Consider the following 13,080-nt stretch of genomic DNA (forward strand, 5'->3'; position numbering starts at 1 on the left):
CCGGGCCGAGCCGTCCTGGGACGGCTCGGCCCGCGTGCCGCTGCGTCAGGGTGTCACCCGGGTGGCCGGGCTGTCGCCCGGCAGACCTCCGGCGTCGCTGGCCGTCTCCACCGGAGGCAACGGCGTGGTCCCGAGGACACCACCATTTCTGGAGTACGCGGTGAGAGTGGCCGGCTCATCCGGCGATACCCGGGTGGTGCCGGCGTTCGACCCGTCGAGCGTGACAGTGGCCGGGGGTGCGCCGCCGACCGTCACCGTGACGCGGGCCGCGTCCGGCGGGGCGATCACCCGCACCTGGCCTGTGGGAGGCCGGGCGCCGTCCTCGGTCCGGACCCGCCAGCCGATCGGTCGCTTGTCGACGCCCTCCGCCGGCAACAGCAACCGCAGGTCGGTCCACCAACCGGTCCGGTCGTCGCCGTGCATGGCGTACGCGATCACTCCGCCGCCGGCCGGTTGCAGGGTGAGCAGCGCGGCGGCCTGGCCGTGATCGCGGCCCGACCACCGCACCCGTACCGTCGTGCCGACGGCCGGCAGGTGGCTGTCCTGAAGTGCCGTGTGGACGAAGTTGCGCAGGTTGGCCTCGTCGAGCGGCGTACCGAGGGCGGGTTGGCGAGCGCCCGTGAGCAGGGCGTCTATCTCCGGCCCGGTCGGATCGAGCCCGGCGTACGGGCCGCCGCCCAGACCGCCCTGGAAGAAAACCCGGTCGCCGCGGCTGACCCGGACGACGGGTTCGTGCGGAAGCGGTTCGCGAGGCAGGACGGCGAACCCGACACCTGCCCCGTCCGCCCTGGCGATGTCCTGGTACTCCACAGTCCCCCTCGACGTGTACCGGGGTTCGCCACTGATCGTCACTGTGGATTCGGCCGGACCCACGGCGACCGCGAACCCGGCCCGGTCCGGGTAGGCCCGCATCAATGTCATCACCGGGTCGTCACCCTCGCTGTGGCCGCCGTAGCGCATCTGCTGGGCACCGGCCCCGGCCGGGCCCACGTACCAGACCAGTGCCTGCCTGGTCAGCAGGCCGAACCGCAGCGGCACGGCGACCAGCGCGACCCGGTGGCCCGGCTGGTCACTGCCGTAGATCAGACGGATCCGGTCACGGTCGCCGATCTTCCAGGCACCCACCGGGGCGTCGAGTCTCACCGGCGGATCGGTGCTGATCCGCGCCCGCAGTGCGTCCAGCCAGGCCTGGTCCCCGGCCAGCGCCCCCCGCGCTGGCGCGTCGAGCAGCGCCGTCGGAGTGGCGGCGACCGCGATGCCAGGGGCCCATCCGGGCAGCGGAACCACGTTGGTCTGGACCCCGACGAGCGCGACCCCGACCGCGGCGGCCACCGCCGTCCGGGCCAGCCGCGTCCGCTGGTGCCGTCGCTCGCGGCGGGCGAACCCGGGCCATGGGTCCTCGGGTACGTCGACGCCGCGCGCGGCGTGCCGCAGCGCGGGACCGACAGTCGACTGAGCGAAGCTCTCGGTCATGCCAGTTCCTCCTCGATCCGAACCGGGGACTGAGCGGTGGGTGGGGCGAAGTCGCTCCGCAGCCGGGCCAACCCGCGCGACGCCTGGCTCTTCACCGCGCCGACGGAGCAGCCGAGAACCTTGGCGGTGTCCGCCTCGCTGAGGTCCTCGAAGTAGCGCAGCACCAGCACCGCCTGCGTCCTGGGCGGTAACCGCCGCAAAGCGGCGAGGAGTAGTTGCCGCTGCTCCACCTGCACGTACGCGTCATGCGTCGGCTGGCTGTCGAAGGTCAGCAGCGGCACCTCCAACGGCCGCCGCCGACGCCGCCAGGAGATCGCCGTGTTGACCATCGCCCGGCGTACGTAGACCTCGGGCGCGTCCCTGCGCAGCACCCGCCCCCAGCGCCGATGGGTCTTCTCCAACGCCGACTGCGTCAGGTCCTCGGCGGTCCCCCGGTCACCGGTCAGCAGGTAGGCCGTTCGGAGCAGCGACCCCCACTGCCGTTGGACGAACAGCCGAAACTCTTCGTCGTCGTCGTGCCGACTCACGCCACCTCCAGGTCGCGTCCACCTCGCGTCTAAGTGCGGACGCAGAGTGAGACGCCACCTGCGGCGTCCGGGGTTGAGTGGAAGATCGCTCGCCGGGCTCACGCCTCCGGTTGGTGACCCGTGGACGGCCCATCGGAATCAGCCTGGCGCTCGGCCAGCCAACTGGCGTGTCCTTTGAGCAGGTATCCAACCCAGTAGATCGCGAAGAGGATCAGGAAGCACGCGAAGAACACTCCCGAGATGATGCTCGCGAGAATGAGCGCTCCCTCGCCGTCGCTCAGCCCGTAGGTCGCGAAGCTAAAGACGCCCAGGAGGAAGAAAAGGACCATGTAGAGCGGCAGTGTTGAATTGTCTGCCGGGTGGGACGCCCGAGGCGGCCAAGGGACGCGGGGGTCGCTGCTGATCATCATGTGAGTATGAGCGGCTCGCTCAAGCGCGGAATCCCGCTCCGCGTCGACCCATGAGGTCGATGCGGAGCGGGACCGTGGACGGTCTACCGGTTAGAACCCGTCCCATTGGCGGGCCGAGCATTTCCAGGTCTTCCCGCCATCCTGCGAGATGCAGACCACGAGGAGCTTCCCGAGGAACGGCAGGTTGAGGGTGAAGATGTGGGCCTTGGTCTTCGCGTACACGACGCCGGAGTTCTCGGCGATGTCGGCCAGTGCCCAGCCGGGGTCCGGTCGGTCCACTGTCGCCACCCGGCGCATCGACTGGATGTCCTTGCCGTCGAGCAGCGTCTTGATCTCGTCCGCCGAGGGCTCGCCGTCGCCGATCAGCGTGTCCACCGTGTACGGGCCCTCGACGGCGACGCCGTTGGCCTTCTCGAAGGCGGCCTTCGTTCCACCGATCGTGGTGCTGCCGGCGAGGTTCAGGGTGAGGATCAGGTCGCCCGTACGGCGCGACAGCAGGCATTCCCAGATGGACTTGCCCGAGGCGACGCACATGGTCAGGCACCATTCCCGCCCGTCGGGGGTGGACGAGGCGAAGAGCAGGGACGTCGCCGTCCCGCCGTCGCCCCGGCCGTCGTACGCCCCGTCGGCGAGGTCGGCCATGGTGGTGTCGAGGACGTCACGGCTGCCCGGGATCGTGCCCACGACCTTCACCCCGTCGACCTGCTTACCGGTGGCGAGTGCTGCGAGTTGGTCGCCGGTGAGGTTCCGGCCGCCGGTGTCGACGGCCAGCACCTTGTCCAGGTCGCCGACGGGCCGGCCGGTCAGGTCCTCGAACTGTTGAAGCATGGTGCCCGGGGCACCGGGGTGGTCGGTGATCGTCGTCCGGGCGTCACCCTCGGCGGCCTGCGACGGGGCGTACGAAGCGGTCAGCCCGACGATCAGGGCGGTCGTGACGATGGTGGCGCGTCTGGTGATGTCCCGCAGAGTTGTCATCCTGTCCTCATCTCGGTGATCGGTGTCGGCCGGGTGGGACGGGCTACCAGCGACACGTGACGATGTCGCCGAAGTCGTTGGGGGACCCCAGGTCGCAGTGGTCGTCGATCCACTCACCGATGTCGCCGATCGTGTCCACGATCCAGGCGATCGCCGACTTGATCGCGCCCCAGATGCTGAAGTAGACGACTGTCGTCTCGGGGGTTCCGCCGGCCTCGTCGATGACGTCCTTCGTCGACATGGCGGCATTCGGCTTGTCGATGATGTCCAGCACCCGTACCCCGGTGTCGTCCTTGCCGGCCAGCAGCGCCGCGACCTGCGCCGGAGTTCGCTCCTTTCCGTCGTCGACAGCCACGATCGCGCGGTCGATCAGCACCTCACGGCTGCCGCTGATGGCCTGGGCGATGCCGGTCATCTCGCCAACCGTGAGGTCGTTGCCGAGGGCGGGGCCGGTGAACCGTCGGACCGAAGCGTCACCGGCCGGGTTGATCTGGATCTCGTCGGCCGTGATCATGTCGTCCGCGCCGAACGGCGCCCAGGCGAACGTCCACTGCCCGGCGACGCAGCGGAACGCGCCGTACTCCCGGCCCTCGGACGCGGTCTCGGTGCGGAGGATCTTGCCGCGGTCGTCCACGTGCTGGACGACGCAGTCGGCGCCCTTCTGCGGCGGCTTGTCGGTCTGGGCCACGGCGGCGGAGGACATGGCCAGCACCGTCCCGCTGACCACCCCGATCACCGCGAGGCGGTGTGCCAAAAGACTCATCGAACGCTCCATTCCTGCTGCGGAAGAAACTGGTGTCCGAAGAGTGCCGGGCCGCGCTGAAGCGCCCCGGAAACGGCGCTGAAAGCGAGGCGGTCAGTGCAGCCGCGTGGCGTCGAGCTCTTGGAGGTCGGCGCGGATCGAGTCGGCGTCGGCATCGCCGAGTTCGTCGAGGATGGTCAGGGCTCGGCGCCACGCGGCACGGGTGGCGGCGAGGTCGGCGAGGGCCCGGTGGCTGCCGCCGAGGTTGACGTACGTGCTCGCTTCGGCGTACCTGTCGTTGACCTGCGTGAAGAGTTCGAGGGCGTGCTCGTAGCAGGCGATCGCGCGCCGGTCGTCCCCGAGTTGGTGGTGGGCGTGGCCGAGGCTGTCCCAAGTGTCGGCCTGCCCCTGGACGTCGTCCACCTCCTGCAACATCCGCAGCGCCTCGCCGCACGATTCGAGGGCATTGTGGTAGTTGCCGAGCAATGCTTCCTGCCAGCCGACCGCGTTGAGGGTGTACCCCTGCCCGGCCCGGTTTCCGGTGCCCCGGAACAGGGCCAGTGCCCGCCGGGAGTGACGCAGCGCCTGCTGGTGCTGCCCCTGCCGCTCCGCCAGTTGGCCGAGGTTCAGGCAGGTGTGCGCCCGTCCGGCGTCGTCGCCGACGTCGGTGAACAGGTCGAGCGCGCGCCGCAGGTGGTCGTCGGCTTCGTCGTACCGTCGGAGCCGGGAGCAGGCGAGACCGAGGCTGCGGTGCGCGTGGCCCTGCCCCGCCTGATCCCCGATGCGGGACGCGGCGGCCAGGGCGATCTGTTGCGTGCCGAGCCAGTCCTGCCAGTGCCCCTGCCGGTGCAGGAAGCCGGCCATGGTCCAGGCGAGCCGCCAGGCGTGCCCCTCGAAGCCGGACCGCGCCGCGAGCGGTACGGCGGCGAGCAGGACGGGGACCTCGGTGGTGAACCACGCCGCTGCGGCCGACCGGCTCTTCGGGCGTTCCGGCGTCACGCCGGCCCGCGGTGGCGGAAGGCTGATCGCGCTGAAGTGCGGGTGCAGCGCCAGGTCGGCGGCGTGGGCGGTGTGCAGGCAGTGGTCGAGCAGCCGGTGCATGGCGGCACGACGCTCGGCCGGCGGCTCAGCCTCGTCGGCGAGATCGGCGGCGTACGCGCGCAGCAGGTCGTGGAACGCGTAGCGCCCGTAGGTGTGCTCGGTGAAGAGGTTCGCCCGGGTCAACTCGGTGAGCAGCGGACCGGTCGCCTGGCCGTCGACGCCGGCCAGGCTGGCCACGGCCGGGGCTGCGACGTCCGGGCCGGGATGCAGGCTCAGCAGCCGGAACAGCCGGGCCGCGGGTGGGCTGAGCGTCCGACACGACCAGGAGAAGACCGCCCGGACATCGGTGGCCTCGTCGCCTGCGCGGAAGGCGTCCAGGTCGCCCAGCTCTCCGGCGACGGCGGCCAACGAGAAGTGCCGGTTGGTGGCGGCTCTGGCCGCGACGATGGCCAGGGCGATGGGCAGCCGCGCGCACCGGTCGGCGATGGTGTCGGCCGCGCCGGGTTCGGCGGCGACCTGGCGCTCCCCGAGCCGGCGGACCAGCATGTCGCGGGCCTCGCCGGGGCTCAACAGGTCGAGGGGTACCGGCTGGGCGCTTTCCGTGACGACCAGCGGGATGAGCTGGTCGCGGCTGGTGACGATCGCGAGGCAGTCCGGCGAGCCGGGCAGCAGCGGCCGGACCTGTTCGGCGTCCCGCGCGTTGTCCAGCACCACCAGCAGTTTCTTGCCCGCCACCGTCGTGCGGTACAAGCTCACCATCGTGTCCGGGTCGCTGGGCATCCGTGCTGCCGGAACGCCGAGCGCCTCCAGGAAGCCGTGCAGCGCTCGCGCCGGTTCGGTCGGTGTGGCCCCCGGGTCGAAGCCGCGCAGATTGACGTAGAGCTGCCCGCCGGGGAAACGGTCGGCCACATGGTGCGCCCAGTGCACGGCGAGCGCGGTCTTGCCGACGCCGGCGGTCCCGGACACCACGACGGCGCCGCCCCGGTCGACCAGCGCGTCGAGGGCGGCGAGCTCCGCGTCGCGTCCGGTGAAGGTGGGTACGGGGGGAGGTAGTTGCGCCGCGACCGGCGTCGCCGCAAGCGGGGCGGGTGCGGCGATCGCGGTGTCCTGGCGCAGGATGGCGCACTCCAGGTCCCGTAGCCGGGGCCCCGGGTCGATGCCGAGGTTCTCCCGCAGGTTGTCGCGCAGCCGCCGGTACGTGGCGACCGCATCGCCCTGCCGACCGTCGCGGTACAGGGCGAGCATCAGCTGCGCGTGCAGGTGCTCGTCGAATGGGTGCTGTCGGACCAGCCGTTCCAATCCGGGGATGAGCCCGGCGTGCTCACCGACGGACAGCCGGGCCTCGGCGAGCGACCGTTCGGCCTCCAACCGCAGGCGGGCCAGGTGTTCCGCCTGCTCCTCGAGCCAGGGCGACCCGGCCACGTCGGCCAGCGGTGGGCCCCGCCACAGTGCCAGAGCTGCCGTCAGGTGCTTCACCTGCTCGTTGCGGTCCGTCGACCGCCGGGCCAGCTCGATGAGGCGCTCGGCGGCCTGGACATCCGTGGAATCCGGCCCGGTGTCGAGCAGATAACCGGGCTGGCGCGCCACGATCGATCCGGGCTCGCCGAGCACCCCGCGTAGGTAGGACACGTGACGCTGCAACGTGTTCGCCGCGGTGGCCGGCAACTGGTCGCCCCAGACCACGTCGAGGAGCCGGTCGACGCTGACCACCCGGCCCGCGTGCAGCGCCAACGTCGCCAGTACCGCCTTGCGGCGCACACCGTTCACCGCCTGCGGACTGCCGGCGACGACCACCTCCACCGGCCCGAGCAGCCTGACGCGCACGCCCGTGCCAGTCATCGACATCACCGAATCAAACTAACGTCCCCAGCGCAGCAAACTCGATCTATTCGTCGCGTAATGGACACGATCCACGGGGCACCAGAAACGGACTCCGGGAGCTACCGTCTAGCGCACTACGGCAGGGAGGTGCGCCAATGGGCCCACGGCTGCGGCGCGTCGCGTCGTGCTCCTCCTGGTCGGCGTGTACGCCTTCCCGAAACGCGAGACCGAGACCGACCCCAGCTCTCGGGTCACGGTGGTGGTGGTGAGTGTCGCGTGCGCCCTGGCCCCCGTGGTGATGGCCGCCGCGCTGCTTTTCATGTTCGTTCGAGCGCAGCCCGTTCAGGGGTGGCCGTAGGCTGGCCCTTCGCCCACGAGTCGCCAATGGAGAGCGCTGTGACCACACGTAACGGCAAGGTGATCGTCGACCAGACCATCTCCGTCGACGGGTACTCGGCCGGGCTCAACCAGAGCGAGGAACGCCCGTTCGGCGACGACGGCGGTGACGGCTGGGGCCGTGGGCTGCACGCCTGGATGTTCGACGCCGCTGAGGAGAACCAGGCCGAGCTCGACCAGACCACACTGGCCTCGGCGGTCATCATGGGGCGCAACATGTTCGGCCCGGTGCGTGGCGAGTGGGATCGGCAGTGGAACGGCTGGTGGGGTGACGACCCACCGTTCCACAAGCCGGTGTTCGTGCTCACCCACCACGCACGGGAGCCGCAGCCGATGGCGGGCGGCACCACCTTCCACTTCGTCACCGACGGGATCGAGTCGGCGCTCGCGCGGGCCCGCGCGTCCGCCGCTGGCGGCGACATCCTGATCCACGGCGGCGCGACCACCATCAACCAGTACCTCGCCGCCGGTCTGGTCGACGAACTGCGGCTGCACATCGTGCCGCTCACCCTCGGCACCGGTGTGCGGCTGTTCGAGGGTGTCCCGCCGCTGAAGCTCGAACAGGTGACGGCGCGGGCGGCAAGCACGGTCCTGCACGTCACCTACCGCGTGCTCTCCTGACCCGCCGGAGGATGCGTTGTCTGCTATCGCCTCACTGACAGTGGTCCCCAAGGACAGCATCGCCGAGCTGGCCCGCCTGGCCCGCACATCGCCGTCGTCGTTCCGCACCTACCTGGCGGAACACGGGAGCAAGACGCGGCAGGAGTACGACTGGTCCGGCTACTGCATGCTGTACGTCCTGACCTATCTGGAGGAGCGCGGCATCGACGTGGAGCAGTCGGAGTTCAATGCCGAGTCGGAGGCCATCAACAGCGCGTACGGCCTGACCACGCTCATCACTCCAGCCCCAGGGCTACCGGATCAGCTCGACCCCGCCCAGCACCGCGAGGAAGATTTGGTCGCCCACTTCGAGGAGATGGGGGTGGACTTCGAGGAGAGCGGCGCGGCCGGTCTGGACACCTTGAGGGTATTGCGCGACTGCATCTCCGACCTCCGCGACGACCAGGTTCTGCTGCTCAACATCGGCTGACGCCCACCGACCGCTCTGTCTGTCGACCTCCTGCGGACCAGATGCGGACTGCACGACCAGACGGCGGTCTGCGGCAGACTTGTCCCTGTGCCAGCCCAGCCACTCATACGCAAGGTTCGCTTTGAGGTCCGTCCGTGGGGTTACGGCCCCGACCCGGCGCGCGAGCTGTTGCCGTACGTCGACAAGGTGAGCCTGGTGGACCTGGTCTCGGGCTTCGAGCACGCCGCCGGCCACGATGTGCCCGGCGCGTATGCCGGGATCGTTCTCGATCATTTCAAGGTCGGTGATCTGGCTGCCTACCTCAGCGGACGACCGGAGTTCGCCTACCGGTCGCAGAACGGCGTGATCGCACTCCTCGGTTGCGACTGCGGTGAGGTCGGCTGCTGGCCGCTGGAAGCCCAGGTGATCACCACAGAGCACTCGGTGATCTGGCGCGGCTTCTCCCAGATCTACCGCCGTGAGCGCGACTACGGGGACTTCGGCCCATTCGTATTCGAGCGGAGCCAGTACGAGCGCGCAGTCCGCGAGGTCGTTGCCACCACCCCCGCCACCTGATCGTCGCGGGCAGTTTCCATAGCCGGTTTGGCTCACGCGACGGCGGGAAACCGGCGGCACCGGAAGGCGTCTCGATGACCACCGCAGGCAGCCCTACCTGCGGTGGGGTACCCGGGTGCTCTCACCGTTGGGGGAGGCTCATGCGTTGGTTCCGCGCGGCTCGCGGCGCCCCCACGAAGGGCGCAACCAGATCTCGCAACCCGATCGGTGCGGAACGAGATCCGAAGCGGGCGGTCATCTTCAGCGACGCGGTCATCGCCATCGCCGTCACCCTGCTCGTCCTGGAGATCCAGCCGCCGGAGGACACCGAACACCTGCTCCGCGGCCTCATCGACCTGTGGCCCTCGTACGTGGCGTACGCCATCACCTTCCTGCTGATCGGGCAGATGTGGGTGAATCACCACGTCATGTTCGACCACATCCGCTCCGCCGACCGCATGCTGCTCCTGCTCAACACCCTGCTGCTGATGGTGATCGCGTTCCTGCCGTTCGCCTCGTCCCTCCTGGCCCACGCGTTCGAGTCCGGCCACGGCAAGCGAACTGCACTCATCTTCTACGGCGCCACCTACGAGTTGGCCGCCATCCTCTTCAATGTGATCTGGGAATACGCCAGATCTGGCCGTCGCCTGCTGACCTCCACCACAGACAACGACACCGCCCGGGCGATCAGCAGACGCTTCCGCCCCGCGCCGATCTGGATCGCCGCCGGAACCGCGCTGGGCGCCCTTCATCCGGTCGTGGGCCTCGTGGTGGTCACCGCGTTCATCCCCTTCTACTGGCTGCCGATCAAAGGCGAGGTCGCCAGCATCAAGCGCACTCGCGAGCAGAGTCTCGGCGACCCATAGCTGGTTGCAGCGTGGCTGGACCATCCCGGCGCGCGATGCCGGCGATACTGTGCGCGTGGAGTACGTGTCCAGAGTGCCGCGACCGCCGCTGGACGGGCTGATCGACGACCTTTACTACCTGGAGGGTGCGCCGCCGTACGCCCGCCTGACGCTGCCGGCAAGTCCGGCGGCGCTGCTCATCATCAACCTCGGGGCGCCGTTCCTCATTCGTGCCGGCACCGACGCCGAGGCGGCCGAGTACGCCGACGGCTGCGTGGTCACCACGCCCACCCGCGCATTCGATTTCGGCTACCCCCTCCGGACCCGGTCCGTCGGCGTGCACTTCAAGCCATGGGGGCTGGCGCCGTTCCTGCCGATGCCCGCATCCGAACTGCGTGACCAGCCGGTGACGGTGGAGCAGGTCTGGGGCCGGCCCGCCATTGCCGAGCTGCGCGACCGGCTGGCCATGGCCGAGGGACTGCACGAGATGCTGACGCTGCTCGAGGATGAGCTGATGCGACGGCTGGGCGATACGGCCGGCCTGGGGCTGGTCCGACATACGAGCCGCGTCATCGCGGCGACCAGCGGGGCGGTGGCCATCGACGACCTGAGGGTTTCCGCCGCTGTCAGCAGCACTCACCTGGCACAGCGGTTCAAGGAGGTCATCGGCGTCACGCCGAAGCGGTTGGCCCGGACCTACCGCTTCGCCGCCACCGTGCTGTCGATCAACCCTGCCGAACCGGTCGACTGGGCCGACCTCGCCAGTAGCGCGGGCTACTTCGATCAGGCCCACTTCGGCCACGAGTTCCGGGCCTTCACCGGCCTCACGCCGACGCGATATGTCGACGTCAGGCGGCGGTTCCTGCGCGAACATCCCGGCCACGTGCTGGACGGCTGGCCGCTGCCGGCCGATTGATTCCTTACAAGAGCGACAGCCCACGAAACCCTAATGTGAGGGCACCCCCCAGCAGAGGAGTGCCCGTGGGCAAGGTAGTCATGTACAGCTCGGTGTCGGTGGACGGCTTCATCGCGGACGAGAACGACCAGCCCGGACCACTGTTCGACTGGTTGCTCAGCGGTGACGTGGCGTTGGACGACAGCGGTGCGTTGAAGGTGTCACAGACGTCCTACGACTACACCCGGCCGTACTGGGACCAGATCGGGGCGACAATCGTCGGCCGCCACGTCTTCGACATGACGGACGGCTGGGACGGGAAGCCTCCCGGCGGGGTCGACCACGTGGTCGTGGTGACGCACCGGCCGAAGCCCGAGGGCTGGGCCCCCGAGGCGCCGTTCCACTTCGTCGACGGCGTCGAGGCGGCCGTGGCCAAGGCGCAGGAGCTGGCGGGTGACCGCATCGTCGAGGTCGCCGCCGGCGACGTCGGCGGCCAGGTGCTTGCCGCGGGCCTGGTCGACGAGGTGCGCATGGACGTCGTACCCGTCGTGTTCGGGTCCGGCAAGCGCTACTTCGGGTCGGTCGACGCGCAGCACCTGCTGGAGGATCCTGACGTGGTGATTCAGGGCAACCGGGTGCTTCACCTGAGCTATCGGGTGCGCCGCTGACCGATCTGAGCGGACGCCGCCCTTCGCCCGAGGGATTATGAAATCGAGATGGGCGGTCCGACGAGCTGCCGATGGTCGAGACGGAACCGGGCTGCCAGGTCATCGACAAGGTCGTGGGCCTCACACGATCCATCAACGGTTATCACCGGCAGACGCAGCTTGATCGCCTGGCGCCGGACTTCTGCGTCCCACAGTTCATCGCGCGCCAGCCGCAGAGCGAGCGCCTCGCTGTGGTCGCCGTCTCCCCAGTTCGCTCGGGCTCTCGCATCGTCGGCGAATCGAGCCCGCAACGCCCCGTCCCGGAACTGCGGCGTTGGCAGGAGGAAGGCCGCCTGCTCTGGCCACGTCAGCAACGGAGCAACCTCACGGGGCAGAGTCCGGAAATCATCCACCAAGACCGGACGTTCCGTGGGCAGCGCGAGTAGGTCGTCGACGACGAACCCGAACGTCTCGCCGTGCAGGCTCGGCATCGACTCGAAGATCTCCTGAGCGCTGCGGCCGCTCCAATTCTGCGCCAACGGAGCTTGCAGCAACGCCCAGAGGTACGGCTGCTCGTGCGCAGTGCACCGGCTGACGTAGTCGCGTTCCGCGCGGTCGCCGTCGTAGATCAGCACGTCGTAGCGCTCGGCCAGGGCTCGGGCGAGAGTGCTTTTGCCTGACCCGGTGCCGCCGGCGAGCCATCGAACATGCGAAAGGCGGCGAGCGTGATCTACACGGTGGTTGTCGGCGGCCATGCCACCAGAGACTGCCGATATCGCGGGCAAAGAAACAGTCTTGTTCTTCTGTCGGCGGCCGGTGAGGATCAAGGAGAGGGAGCGGAACTTCTTACCCCGGCCGGTCCAGGCACCGTATGCGGGCATGTACTTCGGGGCCGACTCGCACCTGGCAACCAGCGTCATGACCGCCGTCGTCATGGCGTCACTCCATCCGGGTCCGAGAGTCGCGCCCACCGGCCCACCCGACGTCATCGCGGAGATCCTCGATGACCTCGCGTTCTCGATAAGCGACAACTGGCCGACCGGCCCGGACGGCTCAACCGCCGGCTACTACGGCTCACTCCTGACCTCCTACCGCATGGTCCACGCCGCAGCCGCCGCTGTGAGCACCCACACCAGGATCGAGACCTGGCACGCGGGCCGCGCCCTGCACCAGGACCTCGCCGGCTTACGTCCCACCGGACCACCCCACGATCTCGACGGACCACGCGCCGTGGGGGCATCGACCGTTGTAGGGTGCGGGCCGTGGGATACACGGTGATGCCCTCAGGCCGTCTGAACCTCCCGAAGTCGGAGGACGCCGCTGCGGTCGCCGCTGTCCAGGCCGCTTTGGTTGGACCAGGTGGTTGGTACAGGCCGGATGAGTTTCCGCCGGATGGCACCCTGGTTGATCTGGCGGATCCGGCCAGGGCCACGATCGTTCGCGACGGCGACTGGATCGAGTTCGGGTACGACGACGCGGGTGACCCCAAGTGGTCGGACCAGGCGACGGCCTTCTACGTCGCGATTGCGCCGTTCGTTCGCTCGGGAACCGTCCAGATCAAGGGCGAGGACGGCGCCCGCTGGTCATACACCTACGCGGACGGGCAGATCACCCAACAGGGTTGGAACGGCTGGGATGGGTCCATCGAGCCGTTTGGCGAGTATGTGGACCACCCGTAGGCGCT

General features: G+C 69.4%; 14 protein-coding genes. 7 read left to right on the forward strand and 7 right to left on the reverse strand.

Translation table 11 applies throughout. From position 1 onward, the window contains the following. Positions 1-45: 45 nt before the first annotated feature. The 6 genes from IW249_RS01705 to IW249_RS01730 all read right to left on the reverse strand — a co-directional run bounded on the left by IW249_RS01705 (position 46) and on the right by IW249_RS01730 (position 7,007). Positions 46-1,473, reverse strand: coding sequence for a hypothetical protein (locus tag IW249_RS01705; protein WP_196919189.1), 1,428 nt, complete (start codon positions 1,471-1,473; stop codon positions 46-48). Continuing rightward, positions 1,470-2,000 carry a SigE family RNA polymerase sigma factor gene (locus IW249_RS01710; protein WP_196919190.1) on the reverse strand — a complete coding sequence of 177 codons (531 nt, stop codon included), beginning with the start codon at positions 1,998-2,000 and terminating at the stop codon, positions 1,470-1,472. Before IW249_RS01710 ends, IW249_RS01705 begins: the two co-directional genes overlap by 4 nt. A 98-nt stretch (positions 2,001-2,098) precedes the next feature. Beyond that, positions 2,099-2,407 carry a histidine kinase gene (locus tag IW249_RS01715; RefSeq protein WP_196919191.1) on the reverse strand — a complete coding sequence of 103 codons (309 nt, stop codon included), beginning with the start codon at positions 2,405-2,407 and terminating at the stop codon, positions 2,099-2,101. A 93-nt stretch (positions 2,408-2,500) separates the two neighbouring features. Beyond that, positions 2,501-3,385 (reverse strand): hypothetical protein, encoded by an 885-nt coding sequence (locus IW249_RS01720; protein WP_196919192.1) that lies wholly within the window; start codon positions 3,383-3,385, stop codon positions 2,501-2,503. Between the two features lie 43 nt (positions 3,386-3,428). Beyond that, positions 3,429-4,148: a hypothetical protein gene (locus tag IW249_RS01725; RefSeq protein ID WP_196919193.1), complete on the reverse strand. Its 720-nt coding sequence runs from the start codon at positions 4,146-4,148 to the stop codon at positions 3,429-3,431. Between the two features lie 93 nt (positions 4,149-4,241). Next, complete coding sequence (locus IW249_RS01730) at positions 4,242-7,007, reverse strand: AfsR/SARP family transcriptional regulator (protein WP_196919194.1); 2,766 nt, start codon at positions 7,005-7,007, stop codon at positions 4,242-4,244. 378 nt (positions 7,008-7,385) lie between these two features. Here IW249_RS01730 and IW249_RS01735 point away from each other — a divergent pair, with 378 nt between their 5' ends. The 6 genes from IW249_RS01735 (at position 7,386) to IW249_RS01760 (ending at position 11,417) form a co-directional block, all read left to right on the forward strand. Further along, positions 7,386-8,006, forward strand: a complete 621-nt coding sequence (locus IW249_RS01735) for a dihydrofolate reductase family protein (protein ID WP_196919195.1) — start codon at positions 7,386-7,388, stop codon at positions 8,004-8,006. Between the two features lie 16 nt (positions 8,007-8,022). Further along, positions 8,023-8,475, forward strand: coding sequence for a hypothetical protein (locus IW249_RS01740; RefSeq protein WP_196919196.1), 453 nt, complete (start codon positions 8,023-8,025; stop codon positions 8,473-8,475). Between the two features lie 195 nt (positions 8,476-8,670). Beyond that, positions 8,671-9,030 (forward strand): hypothetical protein, encoded by a 360-nt coding sequence (locus tag IW249_RS01745; protein ID WP_307788493.1) that lies wholly within the window; start codon positions 8,671-8,673, stop codon positions 9,028-9,030. Between the two features lie 140 nt (positions 9,031-9,170). Further along, positions 9,171-9,875 carry a TMEM175 family protein gene (locus IW249_RS01750; protein ID WP_231392376.1) on the forward strand — a complete coding sequence of 235 codons (705 nt, stop codon included), beginning with the start codon at positions 9,171-9,173 and terminating at the stop codon, positions 9,873-9,875. A 55-nt stretch (positions 9,876-9,930) separates the two neighbouring features. Continuing rightward, entirely contained in the window at positions 9,931-10,770 is an 840-nt protein-coding gene (locus IW249_RS01755) for a helix-turn-helix domain-containing protein (RefSeq protein WP_307788494.1), read from the forward strand. A 65-nt stretch (positions 10,771-10,835) separates the two neighbouring features. Further along, positions 10,836-11,417 carry a dihydrofolate reductase family protein gene (locus IW249_RS01760; protein WP_196919199.1) on the forward strand — a complete coding sequence of 194 codons (582 nt, stop codon included), beginning with the start codon at positions 10,836-10,838 and terminating at the stop codon, positions 11,415-11,417. A gap of 35 nt (positions 11,418-11,452) precedes the next feature. Here IW249_RS01760 and IW249_RS01765 read toward each other — a convergent pair whose 3' ends face one another. Then, complete coding sequence (locus IW249_RS01765) at positions 11,453-12,331, reverse strand: nucleoside/nucleotide kinase family protein (protein ID WP_196919200.1); 879 nt, start codon at positions 12,329-12,331, stop codon at positions 11,453-11,455. Positions 12,332-12,658: 327 nt separating this feature from the next. On the opposite strand from IW249_RS01765, the gene IW249_RS01770 reads away from it, so the two are divergent. Next, positions 12,659-13,075 carry a hypothetical protein gene (locus IW249_RS01770; RefSeq protein WP_196919201.1) on the forward strand — a complete coding sequence of 139 codons (417 nt, stop codon included), beginning with the start codon at positions 12,659-12,661 and terminating at the stop codon, positions 13,073-13,075. The last annotated feature ends 5 nt before the right edge of the window (positions 13,076-13,080 follow it).

It is taken from the genome of Micromonospora vinacea (assembly GCF_015751785.1).
GTDB classification, from domain to species: Bacteria; Actinomycetota; Actinomycetes; order Mycobacteriales; family Micromonosporaceae; genus Micromonospora; species Micromonospora vinacea.

Bases quoted from the DNA above. Each gene is read 5' to 3' on its own strand.
- IW249_RS01705 (WP_196919189.1), bottom strand. From the start codon at position 1,473: ATGACCGAGAGCTTCGCTCAGTCGACTGTCGGTCCCGCGCTGCGGCAC.
- IW249_RS01715 (WP_196919191.1), bottom strand. From the start codon at position 2,407: ATGATCAGCAGCGACCCCCGCGTCCCTTGGCCGCCTCGGGCGTCCCAC.
- IW249_RS01720 (WP_196919192.1), bottom strand. From the start codon at position 3,385: ATGACAACTCTGCGGGACATCACCAGACGCGCCACCATCGTCACGACC.
- IW249_RS01725 (WP_196919193.1), bottom strand. From the start codon at position 4,148: ATGAGTCTTTTGGCACACCGCCTCGCGGTGATCGGGGTGGTCAGCGGG.
- IW249_RS01730 (WP_196919194.1), bottom strand. From the start codon at position 7,007: ATGACTGGCACGGGCGTGCGCGTCAGGCTGCTCGGGCCGGTGGAGGTG.
- IW249_RS01750 (WP_231392376.1), top strand. From the start codon at position 9,171: ATGCGTTGGTTCCGCGCGGCTCGCGGCGCCCCCACGAAGGGCGCAACC.
- IW249_RS01765 (WP_196919200.1), bottom strand. From the start codon at position 12,331: ATGACGACGGCGGTCATGACGCTGGTTGCCAGGTGCGAGTCGGCCCCG.